17 protein-coding genes are annotated in these 24,636 nt (G+C 61.8%); 5 read left to right on the forward strand and 12 right to left on the reverse strand.

The annotated features are described in order from the left end of the window. Positions 1-333: 333 nt before the first annotated feature. Genes glgB through DYQ94_RS10870 form a run of 3 tightly spaced genes read right to left on the reverse strand, consistent with a single transcriptional unit; the run spans position 334 to position 8,992 of the window. Positions 334-2,517 (reverse strand): 1,4-alpha-glucan branching protein GlgB, encoded by a 2,184-nt coding sequence (glgB, locus tag DYQ94_RS10860; RefSeq protein ID WP_160955002.1) that lies wholly within the window; start codon positions 2,515-2,517, stop codon positions 334-336. 11 nt (positions 2,518-2,528) lie between these two features. Next, the gene (gene treS / locus DYQ94_RS10865) at positions 2,529-5,879 is read right to left on the reverse strand and encodes a maltose alpha-D-glucosyltransferase (protein WP_126965348.1); all 3,351 of its coding nucleotides are present in this window, start codon (positions 5,877-5,879) and stop codon (positions 2,529-2,531) included. Continuing rightward, complete coding sequence (locus tag DYQ94_RS10870) at positions 5,876-8,992, reverse strand: maltotransferase domain-containing protein (RefSeq protein ID WP_160955003.1); 3,117 nt, start codon at positions 8,990-8,992, stop codon at positions 5,876-5,878. Before DYQ94_RS10870 ends, treS begins: the two co-directional genes overlap by 4 nt. Positions 8,993-9,357: 365 nt before the next feature. Here DYQ94_RS10870 and DYQ94_RS10875 point away from each other — a divergent pair, with 365 nt between their 5' ends. Then, complete coding sequence (locus DYQ94_RS10875) at positions 9,358-9,597, forward strand: hypothetical protein (protein WP_126965350.1); 240 nt, start codon at positions 9,358-9,360, stop codon at positions 9,595-9,597. A gap of 179 nt (positions 9,598-9,776) precedes the next feature. On the opposite strand, the gene DYQ94_RS10880 is transcribed toward DYQ94_RS10875, so the two are convergent. Continuing rightward, positions 9,777-10,397: a DUF4142 domain-containing protein gene (locus tag DYQ94_RS10880; RefSeq protein WP_126965351.1), complete on the reverse strand. Its 621-nt coding sequence runs from the start codon at positions 10,395-10,397 to the stop codon at positions 9,777-9,779. A gap of 284 nt (positions 10,398-10,681) precedes the next feature. Here DYQ94_RS10880 and DYQ94_RS10885 point away from each other — a divergent pair, with 284 nt between their 5' ends. From DYQ94_RS10885 to DYQ94_RS10895, 3 genes are all read left to right on the forward strand, one after another. Further along, positions 10,682-11,347, forward strand: coding sequence for a hypothetical protein (locus tag DYQ94_RS10885; protein WP_039529228.1), 666 nt, complete (start codon positions 10,682-10,684; stop codon positions 11,345-11,347). 303 nt (positions 11,348-11,650) lie between these two features. Beyond that, on the forward strand, positions 11,651-12,886 hold the full coding sequence (locus DYQ94_RS10890; protein ID WP_237474945.1) for a hypothetical protein: 1,236 nt from the start codon (positions 11,651-11,653) through the stop codon (positions 12,884-12,886). Positions 12,887-13,125: 239 nt separating this feature from the next. Beyond that, positions 13,126-13,857, forward strand: a complete 732-nt coding sequence (locus DYQ94_RS10895) for a carbon-nitrogen hydrolase family protein (RefSeq protein WP_184428934.1) — start codon at positions 13,126-13,128, stop codon at positions 13,855-13,857. Between the two features lie 124 nt (positions 13,858-13,981). Here DYQ94_RS10895 and DYQ94_RS10900 read toward each other — a convergent pair whose 3' ends face one another. Further along, positions 13,982-14,449 carry a hypothetical protein gene (locus DYQ94_RS10900; protein WP_237474946.1) on the reverse strand — a complete coding sequence of 156 codons (468 nt, stop codon included), beginning with the start codon at positions 14,447-14,449 and terminating at the stop codon, positions 13,982-13,984. 464 nt (positions 14,450-14,913) lie between these two features. Here DYQ94_RS10900 and DYQ94_RS10905 point away from each other — a divergent pair, with 464 nt between their 5' ends. Beyond that, positions 14,914-15,156, forward strand: a complete 243-nt coding sequence (locus DYQ94_RS10905; protein ID WP_160955004.1) for a hypothetical protein — start codon at positions 14,914-14,916, stop codon at positions 15,154-15,156. 492 nt (positions 15,157-15,648) lie between these two features. Here DYQ94_RS10905 and DYQ94_RS10910 read toward each other — a convergent pair whose 3' ends face one another. The 7 genes from DYQ94_RS10910 to DYQ94_RS10940 form a co-directional block, all read right to left on the reverse strand. Then, positions 15,649-16,038, reverse strand: a complete 390-nt coding sequence (locus DYQ94_RS10910) for a DUF6869 domain-containing protein (RefSeq protein ID WP_126965354.1) — start codon at positions 16,036-16,038, stop codon at positions 15,649-15,651. A 98-nt stretch (positions 16,039-16,136) separates the two neighbouring features. Continuing rightward, on the reverse strand, positions 16,137-16,577 hold the full coding sequence (locus tag DYQ94_RS10915; RefSeq protein ID WP_485129983.1) for a MafI2 family immunity protein: 441 nt from the start codon (positions 16,575-16,577) through the stop codon (positions 16,137-16,139). Continuing rightward, a complete protein-coding gene (locus tag DYQ94_RS10920; RefSeq protein WP_126965355.1) occupies positions 16,472-17,065 on the reverse strand; it encodes a tetratricopeptide repeat protein in 594 nt (197 codons plus the stop codon). Before DYQ94_RS10920 ends, DYQ94_RS10915 begins: the two co-directional genes overlap by 106 nt. A gap of 69 nt (positions 17,066-17,134) precedes the next feature. After that, complete coding sequence (locus DYQ94_RS10925) at positions 17,135-17,644, reverse strand: hypothetical protein (RefSeq protein WP_126965356.1); 510 nt, start codon at positions 17,642-17,644, stop codon at positions 17,135-17,137. Between the two features lie 532 nt (positions 17,645-18,176). Then, a complete protein-coding gene (locus DYQ94_RS10930; protein WP_202397527.1) occupies positions 18,177-18,377 on the reverse strand; it encodes a hypothetical protein in 201 nt (66 codons plus the stop codon). A gap of 717 nt (positions 18,378-19,094) precedes the next feature. Further along, positions 19,095-19,448 (reverse strand): hypothetical protein, encoded by a 354-nt coding sequence (locus tag DYQ94_RS10935; RefSeq protein WP_126965357.1) that lies wholly within the window; start codon positions 19,446-19,448, stop codon positions 19,095-19,097. Further along, positions 19,445-24,187, reverse strand: a complete 4,743-nt coding sequence (locus DYQ94_RS10940; protein ID WP_237474947.1) for an RHS repeat-associated core domain-containing protein — start codon at positions 24,185-24,187, stop codon at positions 19,445-19,447. Before DYQ94_RS10940 ends, DYQ94_RS10935 begins: the two co-directional genes overlap by 4 nt. Positions 24,188-24,636 lie beyond the last annotated feature (449 nt).

The following is a 24,636-nucleotide window of genomic DNA, read 5'->3' on the forward strand; positions in this document are numbered from 1 at the left end:
GCCGCCACCTTGCGCGCCGACACACGGAGAACGTGCAGGCCGCACCAGTGCATGCGCGCATCCAGCGATGCGCACACCATGGATAAACGGCTCAACCATCGAAGAAACCACAGCCATCAAAACGCCCACGCACAACACTCCCGTACACACGGTCGACGGAAGGCATGGCGGCGGCTGTGCCCGGCAGCCCTCTCCGGGCCGCCTACGTAGCGGGTGGCACCCCGGCTGCACCGCCCGGTGGGGCGCGCGCAGCGAGGTGTTGGCCGCTCTACGGCGCGCAATCTAACAGGTGCTACAGCGCCGGACCAGCGGTCCGGCGCTGTGTGTGCTGCATCAGCCCTGCGGCGTCAGCACGATGACGCCCAGCGGCGGCAGCAACAGCGGCAGGGATTGCGCATGGCCGTGCATGGACTGCTGCTCGGCGCTCACCACACCGCCATTGCCCAGGTTCGCGCCGCCGTAGATGCCGGCATCGCTATTGAACACCTCACGCCACTGGCCGCCTTGCGGCACGCCGATGCGGTAGCCGTGCTGCACGATCGGGGTGAAGTTGATCACCACCAGCACCGGCGCATCGCCGCGCTTTGCCTTGCGCAGGAACGCCACCACGCTATTGGCCGCGTCATCGCCGACCACCCACGCAAACCCGGCCGGGTCATCGTCCTGCGCGTGCAGCGCGGGGTATTCGACATACAGCCGATTCAGATCGCGCACCAGGGTCTGCACGCCGCGATGGCGCCGGTCATCCAGCAGATGCCAGGGAATGCCGCCGTCGTGGTTCCACTCGGTGGGCTGGCCGAATTCGCAGCCCATGAACAGCAACTTGCGCCCCGGGTGGGTGAACATGTAACCCAGGTAGGCGCGCAGGTTGGCGAACCGCTGCCAGTCGTCGCCCGGCATGCGGCCGAGCAACGAGCCCTTGCCGTGCACCACTTCGTCGTGCGAGATCGGCAGCACGAAGCGCTCCGAATACGCATAGACCATGCTGAAGGTCAGCTCGCCATGGTGGTAACGGCGGTAGATCGGATCCAGCGCCGCGTAATGCAGGGTGTCGTGCATCCAGCCCATGTTCCACTTGTAGTGGAAGCCCAGGCCGCCGTGCGCCACATCGGCAGTGACGCCGGGGAACGCGGTGGATTCCTCGGCAATCATCACCGCACCCGGGGTGTGCTCGCGCACCACCTCGTTGAGCCGGCGCAGGAAGGCGATGGTCTCGTAGTTCTCGCGCCCGCCGTGGATGTTGGGCACCCACTCGCCGGCATTGCGGCTGTAATCGCGGTACAGCATCGAGGCCACCGCATCCACGCGCAGGCCGTCGACGTGGAAGCGCTGCAGGAACTCCAGCGCACTGGCGATCAGGAACCCGGACACCTCGCGCCGCCCGTGGTTGTAGATCAGCGTATTCCAGTCGCGGTGGAAGCCTTCGCGCGGGTCGGCATGTTCGTACAGCGCGGTGCCGTCGAAATGCGCCAGGCCGTGGGCGTCGGTGGGGAAATGCGCCGGTACCCAGTCGACGATCACGCCGATGCCTTCGCGGTGGCAGCGATCGACGAAGCGGGCAAAGCCATCCGGCGAGCCGAAGCGCGCGGTCGGCGCGAACAGGCCCAGCGGCTGATAACCCCACGAGCCGCCGAACGGATGCTCGGTCACCGGCATTAGCTCGACATGGGTGAAGCCCATATCGGCCACATACGGAATCAAGCGGTCGGCCAGGCCATCCCAGTCCAGGTCCACGCCTTCCTCGCGCAACCAGGAGCCGGCATGAATCTCGTAGATGCTCATCGGTGCGTCGTGCGCCTGCCGGCGCGCACGCGTGGCCATCCAGCCGTCATCGCTCCACTGATGCGGGGTGGGGTCGGCCACGATGGAGGCGGTGCCCGGCGCCAGCTCGGCACGCCGCGCCACCGGGTCGGCCTTCGCCGGCAACTCGTTCCCATGCGGGCCGCGCAGCTGGTACTTGTAATGCGCCCCCGGGCCGACGTCGGGCACGAACAGCTCCCACACGCCGGACTGGTGCCGCAGCCGCATCGGATGCCGGCGCGCGTCCCAACTGTTGAAATCGCCCACCACCGCCACGCGCGTGGCATTGGGCGCCCACACCGCAAAGCGCGTGCCGCGTACGCCATCGACTTCGATCGCGTTGGCGCCGAGTGCATCGGCCAATTGCAGATGATGGCCTTCGCTGATCAGGTGCAGATCGAAGTCGCTGAGTTGCGGGCCGAACGCATACGGGTCGGCGGTGTCCTGCTCGCCGCCGGGCCAGCCGATGCGCAGGCGGTATCCGCCCTGCGCCGGCAACGCGCCGGCGAACAGGCCTGGCTCCGGGCCTGCCTCCAGCGCGATGACCTGGCCATCGTCGAGCACGGCATTGACGTAGTTGGCACCCGGTTGATAGGTGCGCAGCAGCCGACCGCTGTCGGTCGGGTGCGCGCCCAGGATGGCGAATGCGTCGCCATGGCGTGCCTCGGCCAGGGCGCGGGTTGCGCCGGGATCCCATCGATTGGTCACTGCTGTCATCACTCCACTCATCATGTGTCTCCCGCACCAGCGCGCGCGCGGTGCAGGATGCGTCGCAAGCCCTCGATCGGCACCATCAGCCAGCCCGGGCGGTTGGCAGCCTCGTAACGCACCTCGTAACAGGCCTTCTCCACCAGGAACAGCAAGGTGGCCGCGTTGAACGCTGCCGGTGCGATCCACGGGTGCGTACTGGCATCGAGCACGGCATGGTACGCGTCCAGAAACGCCTGTGTGGAACGGCGGCGGAACTGCACCAGGAACTCGTCCAGATGCGTGTCCACGCCCACGCCCGCACGGGCGGCGGTGCCTTCCTCGCCACGCGCCGACACTTCGCTAGCGTAATCGAGCGAGCGCAGGAAGCCGGCCACATCGCGCAGCGGGCTGGCCTTGGCGCGCCGCTCGGACAGCGGCTTGGCCGGCTCGCCTTCGAAGTCGATCAGCACCACATCGTCGAAGGCCACCAGGATCTGGCCCAGGTGGAAGTCGCCGTGCACGCGGGTCAGCAAGGAGTCGGCCAGCACGCTCGGTGCCTGGGCGAGCAAGGCATCCAGCTGCGGGCGCTCGGCCAGCACCGCCTGCAGCGCTTCGCGCTCGGTGGCATCGTCGCTGCCGGCCAGGCGTGCATTGACGGTGTCCCACATCTCTTCGACCTGGCGTGCGACGCCAGCCACCACATCGTTGGCGGTGGGCAGGTCGATGCGCTGCGGGACGAAGTCGGCATCGTCAGTGTCGCGCGACAAGGCCTCGTGCAACTCGGCCAGGCGCTTGCCGACCACCGCGGCAAAGGCATCGTAGCCGGCGATGGCTTCGGCACGCGATTCGTCGGTCTGCGCGGTGGCGTACTCGTCGAAGCTGCGTGCCAGATGGTCCAGCGTCCAGCGCCAGGCATCGCCCTGGTTGCGGATGAAGCCCTGCAGCAGCGCGATCGTGGTGATGGTGCCCTGCGCATCGATACGGCTGACGCTGCCCAGCAAGGGCGCGGCGTTGGCGTAGCCCATCTCGGTCAGGCGACGGCCGATCTCGATCTCCGGGTTGGCACCGTTGGCCACGTGCCGCAGCAGCTTGAACACCGCCTTGTCGGCCACCACCAGCGAACTGTTGCTCTGCTCGGCCGACAGCCAGCGGATCTCCGGATCCTGCGGTATTTCCAGCGTGGCCAGCGCCGGTGTCGCCTCGAAGCGCACCTGCCCCTGCTGCGAGGCATCGTCGCCATCGCAGAACTCCAGCGCGGCGTTGTCGCGCAAGGCGTCGATCACCCCGCGCACCATCGGCTTGAGCGCGAAGGCATCGGTGAGGTAACCCACCTCGCGGCCCTGGCGCACGCGGGCCAGCGCAAGCTGCTCGGCCAGGGTGCTGGGCTGGTCGCGCTCCCACACGATGCCGACCGGCAACATGTAGCTCTCGTGGTGGCCGTCTTCCAGCTCCACTTCCAGCTCCAGCAGGCTCATCGGCTCGGCGCCCGGCAGCGGCGTACGGCGCGAGATGCGCACGTGCTTGAGTGCCTGGTCCTTGGCAGAGAACCAGCGCCGTGCCGACAACCAGGCCGGCAGGATCTCCGCTTCCAGCGTGGGCAGATGCGGCAGCAGCGCATTGCTCTCGTCGGTGTCGCTGCGCAACACCAGCGTGCGGTAGTCCGGCAACGGCACCGGGCTTGGCACATGCCAGTCCGGCAAGGTGCCTTCGCTGACCAGCTGGAATGCGTAGAAGCCGAACGGCGGCACGGTGAGCAGATAGGTCAGCCGCCCGACCGGCGGGAAACTGCCGCCGCCGATGATGTCCACCGGTACGCGGCCCTCGAACTCGGACAGGTCCAGCTCCACCGCCTGCAGCGTATGCGACAGGTTGGCCACGCACAGCACCGTCTCGTCCTGGTAGCACCGCAGATAGGCCAGCATGCGGCGGTTGCCCGGATACAGAAAGCGCAGGCTGCCGCGGCCGAAGGCCTGGTAGCGCTTGCGCACGCTGAGCACGCGGCGGGTCCAGGTCAGCAGCGAATGCTGGTCGCGGATCTGCGCTTCCACATTCACTGCCTGGAAGCCGTACAACGGGTCCATCACCGGCGGCAGCACCAGCTGCGCCGGGTCGGCGCGCGAGAAGCCGCCATTGCGGTCGATCGACCACTGCATCGGCGTGCGCACGCCATCGCGGTCGCCCAGATGGATGTTGTCGCCCATGCCGATCTCGTCGCCGTAGTACAGCACCGGCGTGCCGGGCATGGTCAGCAACAGGGAGGTCATCAGCTCGATGCGGCGGCGGTCGCGCTCCAGCAGCGGCGCCAACCGGCGCCGGATGCCGAGATTGATGCGTGCGCGGCGGTCGGCGGCATAAGTCTGCCACAGGTAATCGCGCTCCGAGTCGGTGACCATTTCCAGCGTCAACTCATCGTGGTTGCGCAGGAAGATCGCCCACTGGCAGCTCTCCGGAATTTCCGGGGTCTGGCGCATGATGTCGGTGATCGGGAAGCGGTCTTCGCGTGCGATCGCCATATACATGCGCGGCATCAGCGGGAAGTGGAACGCCATATGGCATTCGTCGGCGTTCTGGCCGAAGTACTGCTGGGTGTCTTCCGGCCACATGTTGGCCTCGGCCAGCAGCATGCGGTCCGGGTACTCGGCATCCAGCGTGGCGCGGATCTTGCGCAGGATCGCGTGGGTTTCCGGCAGGTTCTCGTTGGAGGTGCCGGAGCGCTCGATCAGGTACGGCACCGCATCCAGACGCAGGCCGTCCACACCGCGGTCCAGCCAAAAGCGCATCACTTCCAGCACCGCTTCCAGCACCGCAGGGTTGTCGAAGTTCAGGTCCGGCTGGTGCGAATAGAAGCGGTGCCAGAAGTACTGCCCGGCCACCGGATCCCAGGTCCAGTTAGATTTTTCGGTATCGCAGAAAATGATCCGCGTGCCTTCGTATTCCTGGTCGGTGTCCGACCACACATAGAAGTCGCGCTCCGGCGAACCGGCCGGCGCGTTGCGTGCGCGCTGGAACCACGGGTGCTGATCGGAAGTATGGTTGATCACCAGCTCGGTGACGATGCGGATGCCGCGTGCATGCGCCTGCGCCACCAGCTGCTCGAAGTCTTCGATGCTGCCGTAGTCCGGATGCACCGCCATGTATTCGGCGATGTCGTAGCCGTCGTCGCGGCGCGGGCTGGGGTAGAACGGCAGCAGCCAGATGGTGTCCACGCCGAGTTCGGCGATGTAGTCCAGCTTGGAAATCAGCCCCGGGAAATCGCCGATGCCATCGTCGTTGGAGTCGAAGAACGACTTGACGTGCACCTGATAGATGATCGCGTCCTTGTACCAAAGCTGGTCTGCAACCACCGCGGACTGTTCCGCGTCGGCTTGTAACGATGGGACTGCATTCATGCGACCTCTCCTGCGCGGATGCGCCATAACGCGAACGGCCGCGTCGCCTCTAAACGGATGTGTTGCTGTTTTCCCTGCCAAGTGAAGCGATGGCCGTCCCACAGGTCGTCCACCGCCACGCTGGCGTGATCGGGCAGGCCCAACTCCCACAATGGCACTTCGATTGCGGCGTCCTGCGCAGCGTTGGGGTCCAGGTTGATCGCCACCAACACCATGCTGCGGCTGCGCGACAGGTAGCCGGCATCCAGGAACTTGCCGAAGTACAGCACCTGGTCGTTGTGCGCCTGGTAGAAGCGCGTGCCCAGGTGCGACTGCAGCTCCGGGTGCATGCGGCGCAGCTGGTTGAAGCGGGTGATCTCATCGACGATGTCGCCGGGCGCACGCTCGGGCCAGGCGCGCAGCTGGAACTTCTCCGAGTCCAGATATTCTTCCTTGCCCGGCGCCAATGGCGTGGCCTCGCACAGTTCGAAGCCCTGATACATGCCCCATAGCCCCGACAGCGTGGTCGCCAGCGCGGCGCGGATCAGATGCCCGTTGCGCCCACTGGTCTGCAGGAACAGCGGATTGATGTCCGGCGTGTTGACGAAGAAATGCGGACGGAAGCACTCGCGCGGCACACCCTGGTTCAACTCGTCCACATACTCCTGCAGCTCGTGCTTGTGGTTGCGCCAGGTGAAGTAGGTATAGGACTGCGAGAAACCGCACTTGGCCAGGCGGTACATCATCTTCGGCCGGGTAAAGGCCTCCGACAGGAACACCACATCCGGCCGGCGCCCGCGGATATCGGCAATCAACCACTCCCAGAACGGGAACGGTTTGGTATGCGGGTTGTCGACGCGGAACAGCGTCACGCCCTCGTTAACCCAGAAAAGCACCGCATCGCGCAGCGTGTTCCACAGATCCGGCACCGCACCGCTGGCATAGAAGTCGACGTTGACGATGTCCTGGTATTTCTTCGGCGGGTTCTCCGCATACGGAATCGAGCCATCCGCGCGCCAGGTGAACCAGTCCTTGTGGTCCTTCAACCACGGGTGATCCGGCGCGCACTGGATGGCGAAGTCCAGCGCCACTTCCAGCCCATGCGCACGTGCGGCCTGGATCAAGCGGCGGAAGCCCTCAAGCCCGCCGAGCTCGGCATGCACCTCGGTGTGCCCGCCGTCGGCCGCGCCGATCGCATACGGGCTGCCCGGCTCGCCGTCGACCGCAGTGACAGAGTTGTTGCGGCCCTTGCGGTTCTTCGCGCCGATCGGATGGATCGGCGGCATGTACAGCACGTCGAAGTTCATCGCGCGGATATGCGCCAGCCGCTTGATCACATCGTCGAAGGTGCCGTGTTGCTGCGGATCGCCGCTTTGCGAGCGCGGGAACAATTCGTACCAGCTGGCGAAATGCGCCGCGCGCCGCTCGGACTCCACCCGGAAGGTCACCGGCGTCTCGGAGCGGAACGGCTTGTCGTCGGCCGCTGCCATTGCCTGCGCGGTATCCGGCTCCAGCACAATCGCCAGCTGCTGCAGCGGCTCGCTCTGCGCACCGATGCGGGTGAGGACGGCCTGCAGGCGCTCGGCCAAGGCACCGCTGCTGCGTGCATGCGCGGCCTGCACCACGGCCACCGCTTCCTGCACGTCCACCGGCAGCACCGTGTTGGCGGCGCGCTTCTTTTCCAGATCCGCATGCAAGGTGGCGAACACATCGCGCCAGCCTTCCACCCGGAACTCATAGGTGCCGATGCGCTCCAGCGGGAACTCCGCACGCCAGCGATCGTTGCCCAACGCACGCATCGGCGCGCTGGCCCAGGTCTTGGCATCGGCCGGGCGCCACAGCACCGCCACTGCGATACGGTCGTGCCCATCGCAGAACGCATCGGCTTCCACGCAGATACGGTCGCCCACGGTGCGCTTGACCGGGAAGCGGCCGTTATCGACCGACGGGGTCACCGACTCGATGCACACGCGCGGCCAGGCGGCCGCGGTCTGCGGGCGCGGGCGCATGCGCGGCACCGCCAGCACGTGCCGGGCCGGCACGCTGCGATAGACCCGCACCTCGCCCGGCTCCAATGCTTCCAGCGTCGCGCCGGAGAGCGTGCTGCCGTCCTCGCCCACCAGCGCTTCGGCATCGCCGAGCAGGCGCAGCAGATCCGGCGCCGGGACCGGCACCACATGATCGGCATCGCCGTTGATCAACAGCAGCGACGGCAAGCCGCCCAGCGGCTCGATCGCCACCGCCGTCAGGCCGGTGCCCTCGCGCAGCAGCGGACGCAACCGCAAGCCGGCACTGCTGGGCGGCACGCTATCGCGGGCCCTGATCGACAAGGGCAACGTCTCCAGCTGGGTCTCGTCCAGCAGCCACGCACCGCCCAGCGCCTGGGCCAGTTGCCAGTGCTGCCCGGCAGTGGCCACACGTTTGCCATCGGGCGCACCCACCACTGCGACAACCTGCGACGCCAACGCGCGCAGCGCCGTGTCTTCGTCGAAGAACCAGCTGCCGCGGCCGTCCCACCATGCGAGCGAGGAGAACGCCACATCGAATCCGGCACCGGCCAGCTGCTGCAAGGCTTCGATGCCCAGGCCCGGCGTCCATGCCGCAAACACCACCTCCGGTGCCTGCGCATGCACGCGCGCGATCAGCTCGCGCCAGCGCTGCGCCGGCACCTGCTGCGGCTGCAACAGGCGGAAGCCGGCCACGCCCTGCGAGGCCCAGTCCAGCAAGCGCGCGCTCCACCACTCCACCAGCGCCGCACCTTCCTGCGCATAGGTAAAGCGCGCCTCGGCCACTTCGGGCGTGGCGCGCGGCTGGCGCGGGTCCGGCACCGCCGTGCTGCGTGCCCGGAACCACTGCGGGTTGTCGCGCACCACGGCGCTGGCACCGCCCACTTCATCCAGGCGCACATCGAGCAGCAGCTTCACGCCGGCCCGGTGCGCGACCTGCACCACCTCGCGCAGACGCTGCGCGTCTTCCTCGCCGGTGGTGGCGACCTCGCTCAGCCGGCCTTCGGCGTCGCGTGCAAACGGCGGCGCGAGCACGACATGGTCAAAGCCGGCCTCACGCGCCGACCTGCAGCGCTGCTCCAGCCCGGCCTGCTCGCCGGTTGCCTCATTGAGAACACAGATCCGCATGGCGCCCCCTCAGCAGACCACGGCGCGCGCACGCACCGTGACGAAGGAAACGACGCGGGCCGACCCACCCCGCAGATCCGCCGGCGCTCGGTCACGACGCACCAGTCCAACTCCCGTCCGGATCGACCCCTGCCTACTCAAGGCCTGGTCGACCCTTCCTACCGTGACTGCACTCATGCGCAACTCCGCAACGATTCTTGACCCATGCAGTCAAGCACCCCCACTGCGAATTTCATGTGTCGGTGGAATTGACGAAAATCAAACAAGCCCGGCTGTGGTGAGGGCTCAGGCAGCGCCGGCCAACTCCCAAGGGTTGTAGGCTATGGCCTCAACCTGCAGGGAGAGCAAGGATGCGGAGCTACGTCATGGCAGCGCTGCTGGCCATCACCACAATTGCAACGGCAAAGGATCAGAGGCTGAGCCCGAGCCGTGCCGGAGAGATCGTAGGGCTTTGGCAACACGTCAGCGTCAACGACGACATCGTCAAGGAGGACTACGCCGGCTTCGTCCAGGTCGTCGACCTGGACAAGGATGGAGTCGATGAGATCGTCTATCTGAGTTCTTCGTATTGCTCGGGTGTCAGAACCTTCGATCGTTGCCGCTGAGCATAAGGTCGGTTGCCATCACGTTTACGGCAACGCGACGTGGGCTCGAACGCATTGCCAGAGCACGTTTGATCGACGTCCGCGCAGGTCCCTAGAGCTCAAGATGGCGACGTAACGCTCACTCGCCGCTTGCAGACCAGGCGTGGCAGACCGGCGATCTGCCACGCCCACGCCCACGCTCACATCGCCTTCTTGATGGCTTCCGCCTTTGCCAGATGCTGCTCGACGTGCGTCTTGGTCTCGGTCAGGTGCTGCTTGACCGGCTCGGTCGACGCCACCGTCATCATCTGCGTCTCGATCAGCTGTAGCGCGTCCTTGTGCCCGGCGATCATTGCATCGATGTAGGCCGCCGCGTAGTCCTTGCCGGACTTCTGCCCCAGCGTGGACAGGTCCTGCTCGCCCTTGCTTTCCAGCTTCTTGACGTCCGGGGTTTCGGCCAGCGTCCCCAGCGCCTTGGTCTTGTCCAGATTCTCGGTGTGCTCTTTCTCCATCATTTTCGCGTAGTCCAGCACCGCGCCGGTGACCTTCTTGTCCTGCGCCTGCTTCGCTGCGGCGATCTCGTGCTTGTCCACCGCCCCGAGCAAGCCAAGGGCGATGTCGTCTCCGGAACTCGCGCGTGCCGCGCCTTCAGGCGCCGGGCTGGCTTCGCCGACAGGCGGCGTGGTCGGGGTCGCCGCGCCACCGGTCGGCGTCGGCTCGGTGGACGCGGCAGGCGCTGCGGCCTCCTTGTCGGCATTCGGCTTGCAGCCAGCGAGCGCCAGCGCCGCGACGATGGACAGGACCAACAGTGACTGTTTCATGCTCCACTCCCTCTCGATTGGAGACAGCAGCATCTGCCTGCCCAGGTGAAGAAGGCTCATACACGTCCACTGCGTGATTCAGACATACGCATCTCCCGGAGGCGAATGCACAACGCCGCACCACACGCGTCACCGCGCCGCAATCGGCGGCCCGCTCCTGCGCGCGGGCGTGGACCTGGACGTGGTCAGCGCAGCTGTGGCATGCGTGGCGTGTGGTGGCACTTTCCTGCTGAAAGACGGCCTGGTTTGCCGCACACTACCGCGCCACATTTGGAGTGATAGCCATGCACAAGGCCTGGATGCTTGCCCTGTTGGGCGTTTCGCCGCTGGTCCACGCCGCGCCTGCCGACGACGATGCCACCTGCCGCAATGGGTTGTTCACCAGTGCGCCGGTGGCGTTCTCACTCGGCAAGGTCATCCCGCCGCGCCTGTACCTGCTCAAGGACACCGATGGCTGCCCGGACACGGGCGGGGCCGCATGCCAGGGACGCGCCTACGTGGTCAAGAACGATATCGTCCTGACGGCGCAGCGCCGCAATGCCTACGTCTGCGTGCTCTATCCCAACAAGGGAGGCGGCAATGCTGGTTGGGTCGCACAGTCCAGCCTGCAGATGCAGCCAAGCGCGGCCACGCCCACAGCGCAGGCGTGGAACGGCCACTGGCACGACGGCGACAACACGCTGCAATTGACCACCAACGCAGACGGCAGCATCACCGTCAACGGCGATGCGTACTGGCCCAGCGCCTTTCCCGACCCGGAACAGACGCCGGGCGGTCCGCACACGGGCTCGGTCACCGCGCGCGGCTATCCAGAAGGCAACCGCGTCGAGGTCAACGAAGACACGTGCAAGGTGCGCCTGCAATTGCTGGGCGACATGCTGCTGGCCGACGACAACCTGGAATGCGGCGGAATGAACGTTTCCTTCGGCGGGGTGTACCGAAAGAAGTAATCGCAAGCCTAGCCCCCCGGTGCGCCGCACGCCTGCAGTGGCAGGCGCATCGAGGCAGGCACGCCATCGACCACCGCGCGACATAAAAGCCGATGCCAAGCGGTGCAGTGCGGTTTACGGTGGCCCGCAACGACCACAACGAATTCGGCTCGCTCGATCCCGCAGCGGTACGGTGGATGCTGATAGCAGCAGGACGCGCCAGAGGACCTTGTTAGGGGTGACGCACCGCGTAGACCGGCGTCATCTATCATTGCCGATTGCTGTTTTGAAGGAATTGCGTTGAGACGTTCCGCCACGCGTTTGATGCGCGCACCGCTGCTTGCTGCCATGGCCTTGCTTGCCGCTTGCAGCACAACCAACACCACCAACAAATCGTTGCCGCCGTCGGCGGACAATCCCGTCAACACCAGTTACTGCATCGGGCGTCTTGCCGTGACGACCGATGTGCCCCTGCACTTTCTGGGGAGTTCCGCGCAGTTTTATTGGGGCGACATCGATACCTACCGCGAAGACGCCGCCGGCTACGAGCAGCGCCTGCTGAGCGCACAAGCATCGGCCAGCGATGGCAAGGTGCGCCAACTGATCAAGCCGGTGGAAAGGCTGGCACAGGACGATGGCAGGGTCATCGTCGCACACGCGGAAGACGCGTTGCCGCTCGACCCGAATGTCGTACAGGTCACCGGTTTCGCCCATCGCGATGGCACCACCTTTCGTTTCCAGAAGACGGCCATCAGCCGCCTGCAAGACATCACCGAACGGCGCACCAGGGAAATCCTGGCCTCGATCACCGGCAGCGCATCGCCCTTCCCGCCAGCGGCACAGTCCCAGCAGGGGTTTTGCGTCATGCACGGCACCGTCAATCTGGCACCCGGACACGACTGGCACGAAGCCTCCAGGGTCGAGGGAGAATTCACCCTGCAGGGGGCACGCTACCGTTTCAGTCTGCGTTCGCGCTACCTGCGCTCGCTGTCGTTGAACGAGCAGGAAGTGACGAACCAGCGCGATCTGCTACTGGCACTGGCGGGCGCCGTACCGGACTCCGGCCTGGCACCGATCAGTGAACTGTCGGGTGCCGCCGGCAACCCATCGCAAGGCAGTGCCCGCCTGCTTGAGATGACGACAGCCGACGGCAAGCAACAGGTCTACGAGTGGCACATGCCGGCCGTCAGTACAGCATCCAATACGCCGGCAACCTTTCTCTACATCTGGCCAGCGTCCAGGCAGGCGTCAGCGCAGGACCAGGCCAATTTCAGGCGCTGGGTCGTGACCCATCCGCAGCAGACGACGCCGCTGTTGCAGATAAAGCCAATGGCCAGCAACGGTGAGCCTCAACAGGCAACACCGGCAGCGGAAGAGAGCAGGTTGGTGTACCGGATGCAGTTGCATTACCACGGCGACCAGGCTGCCGGCGGGCGCCATTACGTGATCTACAAGGATGGCCAGAAAGTCGACGATGGACGCAGCGATGCCAACGGATTCACCAAGGCACACAATGCCGACTACGACCAGGTGTGGACAACCAAGGTGCTCAACAAATGAGTCCCTGCTTCAGTGCGGCGCACCCTGATCTACAACCAATCACGCTGGAGACGACCGGTAACCATCCGGGCAACCTATCCTCCTGAGACCGGCGCTGAAGATGGGCATCCAGGCAAGACGTCTCGCTTTCAAAAGTGTAGGCGTTCGAGCAGCATATCCGGGCTTTCAAGCGCGTTCTGGTTACCCGCCTTTCGGAATCCGCTACGCTCAAACCCCAACACGTGGACACGAGACAGGCAATGAGGCTGACAGCTGCGCAAATCCTTTCGACGCCTGGCCAAATCGAAGAGAACATCAGTAAGCACCTCGATGTCATTCGCCTGGCGGCGAGCAAGGGTGCGGATGTGCTGGTCTTTCCCGAGCTTTCCCTCACCGGTTACGAACCCGGATTGGCGCAGGCGCTGGCGGTGCAGCCCGCTGATCAGCGCTTTGATCAATTTCAGCTGGCAAGTGACCGGTACGGCATGCTCATCGCCGTTGGAGTACCCACGAAGGGGGCAAAAGGCACCGAAATCAGCATGCTCTGCTTCCAACCGGGGCTGGAGCGCACAAGCTACTCCAAACAGCAGTTACACCCCGACGAGTTCCCGTTCTTCACCGCCGGTACCGAGCAGCTTGTGCTCAGACACGCAGATCAGCTGTTGGCGCCTGCCATTTGCTATGAGTCACTGCAGGCAAGCCATGCAGAACAAGCTGCAGCGTCAGGTGCTGGCGTGTACCTGGCAAGCGTGGCCAAGTCGGAAAGAGGCGTGACATCGGCCTACAGTCATTATCCGACGATTGCAAAAATGCATTCCATGACTGTCTTGATGGCGAACTGTGTAGGCCCCGCCGACACCTTCATAGGAGCGGGTCGGTCTGCCATCTGGAGCAGTGACGGTGACCTCGTTGGCAGCGCTGACGCCTTCCAGGAGGCATTGGTGGCGTACGACACGAGGGATGGAGAAGCGAGCGTCTTCAGCCTAGCTTGAGATCAGGCCAAGGCCAGTAACAGGCAGCCCTGACTGTGCGGTGGCACTCGGCAATCCCAATTGCCCGCTGCGTCGGCAGCTGCGCGAGGACATCCGCGGTGGCAGGTTTGGCCTGACTGCATTATCAGGACGCAACGACCTGAGGATATAAGCCCTTTGCGCTGTTGAGCTCAACGGCCAACTTCCCTACCTTGGACAGTAGTTTGCCGATATCCTGCTCAGGATCAGCGTAGAAATAATCGATGCAAAAGCGAAGTGACGTGCCAAACTGATCGCCGATGGGTGGAAGCGCAACGCTCCTGATCTGCATCGGCTCGCCCGCTCGCGCCGAATCGCGTACCCACCAGGAAAGGAACTCGAGTGCCTTGAAGCCTTTCGGATCGCGCGTGATACCAAAGTTGACGGAGATGACAAGCTCGTTGTCCAAGCCTCCCTTTGTGCGCTTCAACGCGCCGAGCGGCAGGTCGGCATACGGAAGAAGACTGAAATCGCTTTCCGTGACATCAGAAAGATCCACCTTGTCCACCGCTGCATCGGTAATGCCGGGAATTGACGCAATGGCGTCTTGCAGTTCTTGTACTTCGGGCGGCATTTGCAGCTCCAGACGAATTGCGTCGGGCGATCGTCGTCGAGGCGCTGCTTGCCGTCAATTGCTCATGGTCTTGGAATTCGCCATCCACGGTGCGAAGCAAGATCAGGAGATAAGATCAAATGCATACCTGTTGTCTTCCGGCATCGCCAGGGCTGTTGGCGCCGGACTCGCACGATCATCTTGAGAGATGAAGGAGCCAGGCACCACCTATCTCGTCGAAGCACAGTGATATCGAAAGGCCTTGCGCGATGCGCATGGCAAACAGGGGCGTGGCGCCATTCCCGCTGACTTAAAAGCAAATTTCTGAGTCAGCGGGCAATTTACGTCAAGGCGTATAGCCCCACTGCGCGATGATGGCTTCCAAGATGGCTTGATTCGGTACGCTCGCGCCTTTACATGTCATTAGATATGCCCGGCGTGCCGCCGCCGTGGCTGACGGGTTGAAGGCCGGGCTCCATACCTGGATGGAATGGAAGGTTGCGATCGGCGCTGCACATTCTGGAGTCGGAGCACCGAAGCCGGACACGCTTGCCATGCAAAGAAAGACCGAGCAAGGATCTCCCGCCTGGGCGCGCGCTGGAGCGCTCAAACCAAGGCTTAAAGCTGCAGCCAATGCAAAAGTGGTGGCAATGCTACGTAGCTTCATGATGAATACGTCCCTGGTAGTGATTGAAATGACGTGCTTGTCTCTGGGCGACCTGCGTTAAGCGTGGCTCAGCGAGAAAGCCCCTGACACCGCTTGCAATGGTGTCAGCTGGGTCACCTGATGTTCCGTCTTCGCCAGAATGGCGGTGGTCAGGGTAGCATGTCGACCGCGCGCGGTGTGAGGGTTTGGCACGGCCGGCTGGCCGCCGAGCGAAGGTACGCTGGGCGCTAGTCCAGTCCAGTTGGGCGGAGGATAAATGCTTGCTCATCCATCGCACATTCTTTGAATGCGCTGCCGCCACAGCGGCCATTCCCATCAATGACATACCGTAGCGTTGCAGGTGGTCTGCCGTGGCGACGGTCTGTCACCGCCATGGCGACTGTTTCAGATTTGAGTGCTGGAACAGCCATGGATTGCATGCGTGATTTTGCACGTCGCCACGACGTCTACGAGCACCTTTCAACACGGACTCAGCGCCACTGCGAAACAAGGTCAGCTTAGCCTTAGTAAGTGAAGCTGACACCGTTCTTGGTCGCCCGGCATCGATGAAGTGTCAGCCAGCATCTGCGAACTCCCCACGAGCTGCCACGAACCGCGACCAGACCTCTGGCGTGCCGCTCTCCCAGGCGCCATGGAGCATCTTGCGAAAGACGGGATCCGTGCCTGCCTGCGCCTCGATGCGCTCAATGAATACCGCACCGGAGCCATCGAGCAAGTCTTCGACCAGCCCGGCGGCGACCATACCAAGCACACGCTCTGTTGGCCGGCGCCGAACTACCTCAAGAATGCCGGCCCAACATTGCTCTGCATTTTCACCGACCAGCTCCACCATGAACTCATAGGCAGCCAGGTAGTCCGGGTGCGAATCATCCAGTGAAGCCTCGGCCTCATGAACGCGGATGTACGCTTGCACCCACTCTTCAATGCTGGACCATGTATGCATTCTGACCACACCATGATTCGAAGTGCGTCGTGCACCGAAATGGTGCCGACTTGAATGAATTGCTGTACGCCGCCGGATTGCGGGACACAGACTAGCCGCTAGGCAGCATGCTCAGGCTCCCAACGAAGGTAGGCAATATGGGCCAACGCCGAAAGCTTGTGTGGATATGCCACGGAAACATGCTGATCATCTAAATTCCACGGTGCCGGGAAGTCAGCAATCACTTCCGTCGCAGCGCATGAGCTGCTGTTGAGCGCAGCCTTGGAGGGCTCTCCGTCATACTCAAATCGCAATCGAACAACGCTTGTCCCGGGATCAGCCTCAATCGACGCTTGTCTAAGCTGTGGATGAATCTCACCAAGCAAGGCACGCTGGAGAGATAACAGAAGAGCAGCGCCGCAAGGCGGCGTCGACACGGATGAATTATTGAGCCTCACAACGCAGTCCCGCGAGACTCCACGGCGGCTAGTAATTGCTGCATTCGGTGCGTGGCCTGATCCAAAGGGCCGCCGCCGTAGCCCAGCTTCCGTGCTTGGCACAACAGCGAGTGCACCTCATCGGAGGCGCCACGGGCGGCAGCTGCGGCAGCCAAGTTGGCATACGGAACCGGGTACAGATGATCTAGCGCCAATGCATGTTTCCAGGCAGTCTGCGCCTGCTCAAGCTCACCCAGCGCCGCGTAAGCTACTCCGAGGTTGTTGGTCACCATGGCAGCGAGGCTTGGAGTATGCGGAGACCAGCCTAGCCAGAGCGCGAGACGCCGCCATGGCTGTGCTTGGAGCTGAGTGAGCTGGTGATGGAATTGAACGGCCGCCTCCTCAGGCTTGCCTTCAGCAAGTGCGCGCTGCCCTCGAAACAGAGGCCGCAGCAGCAAGCCCTGAAGTCTGCCAGGCACGAGGAGGAGGAAACCGACCGTAAGTAATGCAGCGCTGGAACCGCCTGCAGCGCGGACCACGGTATACGTCAGCGCGCTTAGTGCGCCAAGTACGAGCAAATAATCCGTTCTGTATCTGGCGATGCGAGACATGCTGGTGAGCCTAACGCCTAAGTTGAGCTGCGCCGTGAGCGGCTTCGGTTTGAATGATTGGACTAAGCCTCAAGAACCTTGGCCGCATTCTTTCACTACGATTGGCTCAAGGTACTCGGGCAATGTTCCTGCAGCATTCATCTGAGTTAGCTCGTCTAGTCTCGGGATCCGGGCCGCCGGATTCGCCACAAGAAACGCTCTATAAGCCTTGAGCATGCTGCGCATCCCAGCGAGTTGTCCGGGCACGACCTTCCCCTTGTCGCTTGGGTTGCCAATTTGATGCGCGGCGCTTCCAAAAATGAACTGTACCAATAGCTCTGCGGAGTTGGGAACATCGGTCGCTAGAATTGGTGTAAGTACGCCTGGGCAAACATAATCGACTACATCCTTGGTCTTCTTTTCCCAATCTATGAGGAGCGAGCGAATGGCCGGCGCGCTTTCGTCAAGCGGCTTCTCCTCAAGGAATCGTGTCAGGTCTACGACTTGATCTGTCTTAACCCTGAGCTTGCCGCCATGCGCTAGCGGAGCCGCAAGCAAGGTGCTCGCTAGAGCAATGGCCAGGAGTGCTGCAAGTTTCATCGGAGTGCCCCGCTTAGGCCTAACGTTTGATCAAGCCTTCCCGTGAAGCGGGTACAGCTTGAGTGGATTGATAGGCTCCACTCTACAACGCTTCTGGATGCGAAGAGCGAAGATGTGGGATGGGAAACAGGGCCAGGTTGACTTTTAAGTGAACCTCATCCCTTCTGCGCTAAATCTATGAAATCCCCAGCCTCAGCATCGTAGAACCGCGCACCAAGCAAGTTGCACAGCCTCTGCAACATTGCAGCCTCTCTTTGACCCCCAGGCGCCTGATACGGATATGGTCCGCGGCTCCTCGCTATACTCAGGTTCCTCGACTCGGAAATTTAGTGCCAAACTGGCATCCTCAGCGGGCACGCAACTCCCGATTGCAGCCAGGGAACATCTGCCCTTGGACCAAGTGGCTCTGGAGCCCAGTCCTCAGGTAACTCACCCAGATCATCAGTTGCGCGCACGATAACTCCGGTGTTTGCCCTGCAACTTCATGGGCAAAGCCCTTGATGGCTGCGCCAGCCTGATACCCTTGCATAGATCAGCGAGAAGCCTCGTAGATTGCTGTACTTACGATCATCCCGGCGATGCCGGCGGCCGCCATGAAAAATCCCCTCCGGTCCCAAGTCGAACGAAACGGCCGCTTCTCGGGCGCGACAAGAAACGCGCCCCAGCGTATCAATCCACCGGCGCCGAGCAAGAAACCGGCGATCAGCATGCAAAGAATGTAGACGAATTTCATGTCGAGCAGGCCGAGTGGATTAATGGATCAGGTTTATAAGCCTGACCCCATTCTTACATAAGCAACAAGCGGGCGTAGCAGGCGGTCGAGGTGGTCTAGCGTGAGATGCGGTACGACAGCTGGCTACCCAATCTGTGTGCTCCTCTGCGCGGCGAGAGGTGAGCGAGCCCGGCGTGACGATCGGCGCGTTGGGCCCGGCTGCAGGTTTATCGGGATATCGACTGCTGGGAAGAGCACAGCGCTGATATGGATGTGAGAGTGCCGCCGTACCGATGCGTTCCGCGCAAGATACCCTTGAGCCCTTATCTCAAGAAGTAAACCTGACCCCGTTTCCCCCGTTTCCACATAAAATTGAAACAGTGTGAGCTCTCAAGTCGAACAGGCCGTAGGACATGGAACCCAAGAAAATTTTAATCAAATTCCCAGTTTTTTCTAACACCAAAGTTAAGGCGCGTTGGATCGGCGTGTGGAGCAAATGGCAAGTTCTTTCCGCCATTTGAACCGTGCGCCGATGTAATGTGGGCAGCCAAAAACGGAGTCAGATTGGACTTTTAAGCGAACCTGACTCCGTTCTTAAAGCATCCTCATGGGCGCACTTCTTCCAAATCGTGGCGCACCAGCGTGATCTCGCAGGGAGCCACGTGGGGAGACCTTAAGCCCAGCTTGGATTTTTGATGATTAGCACAGCTAATGGCAAACCTGGGTGGTGACCTCTGATCAGTAGCTACCCGTACAATTCCAGACGTTTTGGGCGTCTGTAGATCGATGGACGCATAAGTTACTGCCTGGGCCAAAATACTTGATTATCAACTCGTAATTATCAGGCGAATTTGAGACAAAAAATAACTTTATATTTGCGGAATCAACATTCGTCATGATTTCCTTATAATTGCCAAGCTCATCAATCGACTTGGGATAAGCAGCCCTTTCAATACGATAAGCTTCGATTGAACGAACTATAGCATTACCGACCTCCTTCGTCTTCTTGGCTTTCATACCTTGGCCAGGAGCAGCACAAGCAGACAAGGAGATCGCAAGAATAATTGCCAGCCTTAAGTTATTAGCAATCATTGCCCCATGCACCCATTTTGCACCTCGTTTTGCAAAGCAGTCCAAATTTCCCCGGCTAAGCTACTTGAGTCGCTAGCAAGGTACGAATCTTCCCATAACTGAGCCTGTGCTTCGTACTTGCCATCTCCAAAAAGCGCATTAAAGTATTGAGATGCTTGTTCAGCGCTAGAGGGACTCGCGTAATCGTAGGGACTCCCAAAGCCAAGTGTATATCCAACCTGAGGAAGTATGAGGCGTGAGGTGACCTTTGCACCTCTACGACGCTGCCACACATGAAAAACCTCGTGAGCAAGAGTTGAGCGCGCTTCAACTTTATTGAGGTCGATGCCTTTACCTATATCGCCATCAATAAAAAGGCTTCGTGGCAGCTTAACATTGCTGCCACGCAGAGACGAGCCGCGGCTTCCCGATGCTTGCTGGATATCTAGTGATGCAGTATCGAAGCTGCTACCGAACAGAGTGCCAATAAAAGCAGATTCTTGAGCAAATGGCGCACGAAGGCCAAATGGATCAGAGGAGAAAAACGGGCGATTGTTAGCATATGAGTAGCTATTCAGCCCTCCTCTTAATCCAATCGGATCACTCTGCCCATATCGACCAATAGCAGCATCGTAGTCACGAAAGTAGTTCTGATTGAACCCGCTCGCTGCATCAAACCGCTGGCCCGGAAAGCGCATATCGAACACCATCGCGGTGCCGTCTCCATCAGGATCCTGGTTGGGTGCCGTGTTGCCGAACGCTTCACCTTTCAGGCTCCAGCTCCATACAGCAACGTCGCGGGCAGCATCCACGACCACACGCGGGCTGCCTAGGTGGTCGGGTTCGATATAGTGCAGTTGACCACCGTTGGCCAACAGGCCCACCGGCAGGTCATCCAGCCAGATCGCTTGTTGCTTGGGTGCACCGTTGGTGTCGTAGTCGCCTAGCCAATGGCCGGCCTCGTCGTAGAGCGTATAGGTGTTGGTGGTGCCCAGGTAGCGACGTACCTGCTCGCCTCGGCCGTTGTAGCGGTAGTTCATGACTGCGACACCTGCGCGCTTGACCTGGGTCATGCGCCCGGTGGTGTCGTACAGGTACTCGCGTGCCTTGCCGCCGATGGTGAGGGTGTTGCCCATTTTGTCGTAGGTGCGTGCCACGCCTGCGACTGCGCTCAAGCGGTGGTTGGTCGTTGGATAGGTGTAGGCCTGCGTGGCGCCGCCGACTTTGGCGCTCATGCGGTTACCCGTGCCATCGTAGCTATAGCCGTCGATCACGGTACCTGTACTGCCGTCCTTGAGTGCGGTCAGCCGACCAAGCGCGTCGTAGGTCAGTTGAAGCTCTGGCGTCGGGTTACCGGCCGGGGTCAGGTCAGTGAGGTCGCCAACAGGGTCAAAGCCGAAACCAATCTCCAGGCCGCCTGTGCGGCTGTCCTGAATGCTCTGTGGGCGGTAATTCTGATCGTACATGCGTGCCAACGTGCGGCCGTTGCCGTAGGTCCAGCCGGCAGATGGGCCGAACGGATAGTAGGTCGCTCCGCTTAGCAGACGTTGGCGGCTGCCGCCTTGTGCCGTCACCCCAACCTCGGTCGTCTGGCCCTGCGCGTTGCGGACATAATCGACCGTGGTGCCATCCGGGTAGACCATCGACCGCAGACGGCCGCCAGGCGTGTAGTCGTAGCGCAACACCAACACCTTGCCGTTGACCGTCTGCACCTTGCGCACCACCTCGCCGAAGCGGTTGTAGCAGTATTGGGTGGTACCGCCGCCATCCTGGAGCTTAGCCAGCCTCCCGACGGTGAAGGTCTCACCGCTGGCGCACACGCTCTGCGTGAGGTCATAGGTGTAGCTGACATTGAAGGCGGTGGTGGGGTAGCTGATGCTCAGGACACGGTTGAGCGCGTCGTAGCCATAGGTGGACGTGATGCCGCGTGCATCGGTCTGCGTGGCGCGGTTGCCGGCGCTGTCATAGGTATAGCTAGTGACGCCGGTGTCCGGGCTGGTCAGCTTCAGGGTATCGCCGAAGCCGTTGTACGTGTAGCGCGTGTCCAGACGTTTGGGATCCTTGACCTGCAACGGGCGATCCTGCGTGTCGTAACCCACATTGGTTTCGGCCTTGATGCCATCGACATCCTGCAAGGTGCGCGCAAGCCGACCGAGCGGATCGTGCTCTTGCAGGGTGCTACGGCCAAATGCGTCGGTGATCAAACGCAGGTTGCCGTTTGCATCGTAGGCGTATTCGGTGGGATTTGCGGCTGCGTCCGCCTGCGTTTTCAGTTGGCCCAATTGGTTGTAAATACGGCTCAAGCTACGCTTGAGCGTACCTTGCGCATCCTTGGTCTGCTCCTCCAGACGATTGCCGGCATCATCAAGCACGTAATGAAGGGTGTTGCCCAGCGTATCGGTGACATCGGTGAGGCGTTGGGCCTGGTCATAGACAAACGTGGCGTAGCTGCCGTCGGGCTGGGTGATGCGCTTGACCAAGCCGGTGGGCAAATACTCCAACGTGGTGACGCGATTCTGCCCGGAAGTAGCGCCATGCACCGTGGTCGATGCCAACCAACCACGCGGGTGGTAGCTGTAATCGGTCAGCACCCCGTTTTCGTCAACGGCAGAAAGAACGCGGCCTGCCGCGTCATAACTCAGATTCTCGCGGATCTGGCCGCGGGCGTTGATGGTTTGCTTGAGGTCGCCCTTGCGATACGGGCACGGTCCGGTGCCGGTCTCGCACCCGGCAGCATCGGTGGGGTAATAGTTGTAGGTCGTACGGTCGTCGATATCCGTGCGCGGGCCATCGATGGACTTCAAATAGCCCAGGACCGGGCAGGTGCTACCTACTGCGGCGACATCGGATGCCTCGCAGTAGCTGTAAGCCACGTCACGCCTCTCGCTGGATGTTGCGCCAATCGTCGACACTTGAATGGGCTGAAGCCGATCGTTGCGGGTGTAGGAAATGGTGCGTCCAGTGCTTTGGATCAAAAGCATCCGGTTGGAGCCGGCGGTCGTCCGGGTCGTGGTCGTACGTTCTTGCGGAAGTCCAAACGCTTCCTGGACAGTGTGGACATTGATATCTACGCCATTCTCGGTCAGCTCCGAATAGCTATGCTTGGTCTGCACCCCAAGCTTGTCAGTCATAGCGCTGAGCCTCCTGCGATAGTCAGTCGCCTGATCGTAATAGGCGTAGCTCATCGTGCCGTCGCTTCCTGCCACGGATGCGACCTTCGGAGATTCGCCGCCCGCGGTGGTCATCGTGTAATCAACCGTGTTGCCAAGGACATCGGTGACGGCGGTACCGGTGGACGAATACGCGAGCGTGACGCCATCAACGCCGCCAGCGTGCTGGCTGGAGATTGCGCGGCCAGCATCGTCATAAGCGAAGGTACTGAAGCGCTGGCCGTCTTCCGTGGTGACGCCGGTCAGGTGCCGGGGAAAGCGCGTGTCCTCGTAGTGATAGGTTCGGCCATTACCATCGGCATAGGTCACGGTAACCAAGCGCCGTTGATCGTAGCCGTACCTGGCGAGCTGTACGCCGCCGGAGACGACGCCAGTGATCAGCGCGTCGTCGCTGTCGTCGGCGTACACCAGTCCGATGGAGCGACCCTGCAGCGAGGCGATGCTCTGCAGCCGTCCACGTGCATTGTAGGCATACACCAGCCCGCTGCCGTCCTCTGCCATGCGCGAGATCAGCTTGCCCTGGGCGTCGAAGGTGTAGATGGCATCCTGACGATACAATAGCCATTGATCGCCATTGGCGATGATCCGCTCGCCGGAGGCATTGGCCGCGCGATAGTTTGAACCCACTTTGCGAAACGGTACGGCGTAACCGCTGCCCTCTATTAGCCCCAACGCATCGCCCTGGACCGTTAGATGCAGGCTGTGCGAAAAAGTCCAGCCTGGCCCGAACCCTCCAGTGTTCAGTGCAATGCCCGAATGGTAGTAACGCGTCAGGGCAAGCCAACCCAGATCGAAATCGCGCTCGGCCTGAAATTTCTCGCCGGTCTTGACGTCGCAGGGGTTGCCGACCATGCCGGAGTTACCGCCGCTGTTCTGGCTGCCGCCTGGCTGACCCTCGCATTGCGGGGCGGTGACTTCGACGGTCGCGAAGATCGCCTTGTTTACGCAGGCTTGTTCGCTAATAAACCAGTTGGTATAGGGCTTGGGACAGTCCGTCCGCTTTGCGCGGGTCATGTACATGCCGAAGTCATAGGTATCGCTACAATCAGCAAGAAATGTATGCGCTATGTAATACCTGGACTGATTCTCCATACCAAGGTCGTACTCTGGATATGGGCCTGCTTGCGCAATCCATTCGCCCTGCGGCGCGACGGACGGTTTTCCACATTGGGGCAGCTGTTCTGTCAACTTCTGCACTAACACTGCAACGGCCTCTTCTTCCGTAGGAAGCTTCGCCGTACTCAAGGCGGTAAGGTAGATCCAATCTTCGTCCTTCGCCTTCTCACGTCCCATCCAATAAGTGATGAGCGTCTTTCCGTCTTCCCTGACTATCTGGTCCTTAATAGTGTCAACGTGCTGATAAGCATCCTGCATGTACTGCGGCCCAGGAATCGCCCTGATTGCCGCTTCCGCCTGCGCCTGGGTGTCGTAGACGCCGTGAGACGCTCCTTGCGCATCGCGTAAAAGAAATTGCTGTTTCTTTTCTTGAGCAGAGACGAGCGGGGAGGCCAAAAAAAGACAGAGCATCGCCATGAGCAGCGCGAAGCGCATGGAGCCAGTCTCTTTCTGGTTACGGCGCGGAGTGTTCATTGCGAATCCTTGCAAAAAGTCAATCGATCCAATCGAGTCAAATGCTGCAGAAAGCAGCATCCGTCTGGCCGCCCATCGGGCTGATCTGGTGTGATCAATTTCCTCAAGGGGCATGCTGGCCGCATGGGCAATGCTCTTCATCATCCCTGAGAGAGGCAGCGCGAAAAACGGGATACACACGTGTCGCATACGACAATCCTTGTCAGCACAAGTGGCAATAATAGGTGATGGCCCCAAGAGTGACAACCGACGTCGCCAATTCCCAGCGACTTCAGGAGGGTAAGCCTCAAGAAGTACATCTAGACGGAAGTTTGGCCAAGTGATGAAGGCACCTCTGACCGACGTTCTTTAGGTCCACACCTCTGGGTGGGACTGGCTTGTGTCGTGCGGATGCATGTCCCGGAAGACGGGTCAAAGTTGAGTTCTTAAGTGAAACCGACCCCGTTCTC

Source organism: Xanthomonas sp. LMG 8993, from assembly GCF_009835065.2.
In the GTDB taxonomy this organism is placed as follows: Bacteria; Pseudomonadota; Gammaproteobacteria; order Xanthomonadales; family Xanthomonadaceae; genus Xanthomonas; species Xanthomonas arboricola.

Excerpts from the sequence above, each read along its gene's own strand:
- glgB (WP_160955002.1), bottom strand. The coding sequence starts at position 2,517 with ATGACAGCAGTGACCAATCGATGGGATCCCGGCGCAACCCGCGCCCTG.
- treS (WP_126965348.1), bottom strand. The coding sequence starts at position 5,879 with ATGAATGCAGTCCCATCGTTACAAGCCGACGCGGAACAGTCCGCGGTG.
- DYQ94_RS10870 (WP_160955003.1), bottom strand. The coding sequence starts at position 8,992 with ATGCGGATCTGTGTTCTCAATGAGGCAACCGGCGAGCAGGCCGGGCTG.
- DYQ94_RS10875 (WP_126965350.1), top strand. The coding sequence starts at position 9,358 with ATGGCAGCGCTGCTGGCCATCACCACAATTGCAACGGCAAAGGATCAG.
- DYQ94_RS10880 (WP_126965351.1), bottom strand. The coding sequence starts at position 10,397 with ATGAAACAGTCACTGTTGGTCCTGTCCATCGTCGCGGCGCTGGCGCTC.
- DYQ94_RS10885 (WP_039529228.1), top strand. The coding sequence starts at position 10,682 with ATGCACAAGGCCTGGATGCTTGCCCTGTTGGGCGTTTCGCCGCTGGTC.
- DYQ94_RS10890 (WP_237474945.1), top strand. The coding sequence starts at position 11,651 with ATGCGCGCACCGCTGCTTGCTGCCATGGCCTTGCTTGCCGCTTGCAGC.
- DYQ94_RS10895 (WP_184428934.1), top strand. The coding sequence starts at position 13,126 with ATGAGGCTGACAGCTGCGCAAATCCTTTCGACGCCTGGCCAAATCGAA.
- DYQ94_RS10900 (WP_237474946.1), bottom strand. The coding sequence starts at position 14,449 with ATGCCGCCCGAAGTACAAGAACTGCAAGACGCCATTGCGTCAATTCCC.
- DYQ94_RS10905 (WP_160955004.1), top strand. The coding sequence starts at position 14,914 with ATGGAATGGAAGGTTGCGATCGGCGCTGCACATTCTGGAGTCGGAGCA.
- DYQ94_RS10910 (WP_126965354.1), bottom strand. The coding sequence starts at position 16,038 with ATGCATACATGGTCCAGCATTGAAGAGTGGGTGCAAGCGTACATCCGC.
- DYQ94_RS10920 (WP_126965355.1), bottom strand. The coding sequence starts at position 17,065 with ATGTCTCGCATCGCCAGATACAGAACGGATTATTTGCTCGTACTTGGC.
- DYQ94_RS10925 (WP_126965356.1), bottom strand. The coding sequence starts at position 17,644 with ATGAAACTTGCAGCACTCCTGGCCATTGCTCTAGCGAGCACCTTGCTT.
- DYQ94_RS10930 (WP_202397527.1), bottom strand. The coding sequence starts at position 18,377 with ATGAAATTCGTCTACATTCTTTGCATGCTGATCGCCGGTTTCTTGCTC.
- DYQ94_RS10935 (WP_126965357.1), bottom strand. The coding sequence starts at position 19,448 with ATGATTGCTAATAACTTAAGGCTGGCAATTATTCTTGCGATCTCCTTG.
- DYQ94_RS10940 (WP_237474947.1), bottom strand. The coding sequence starts at position 24,187 with ATGAACACTCCGCGCCGTAACCAGAAAGAGACTGGCTCCATGCGCTTC.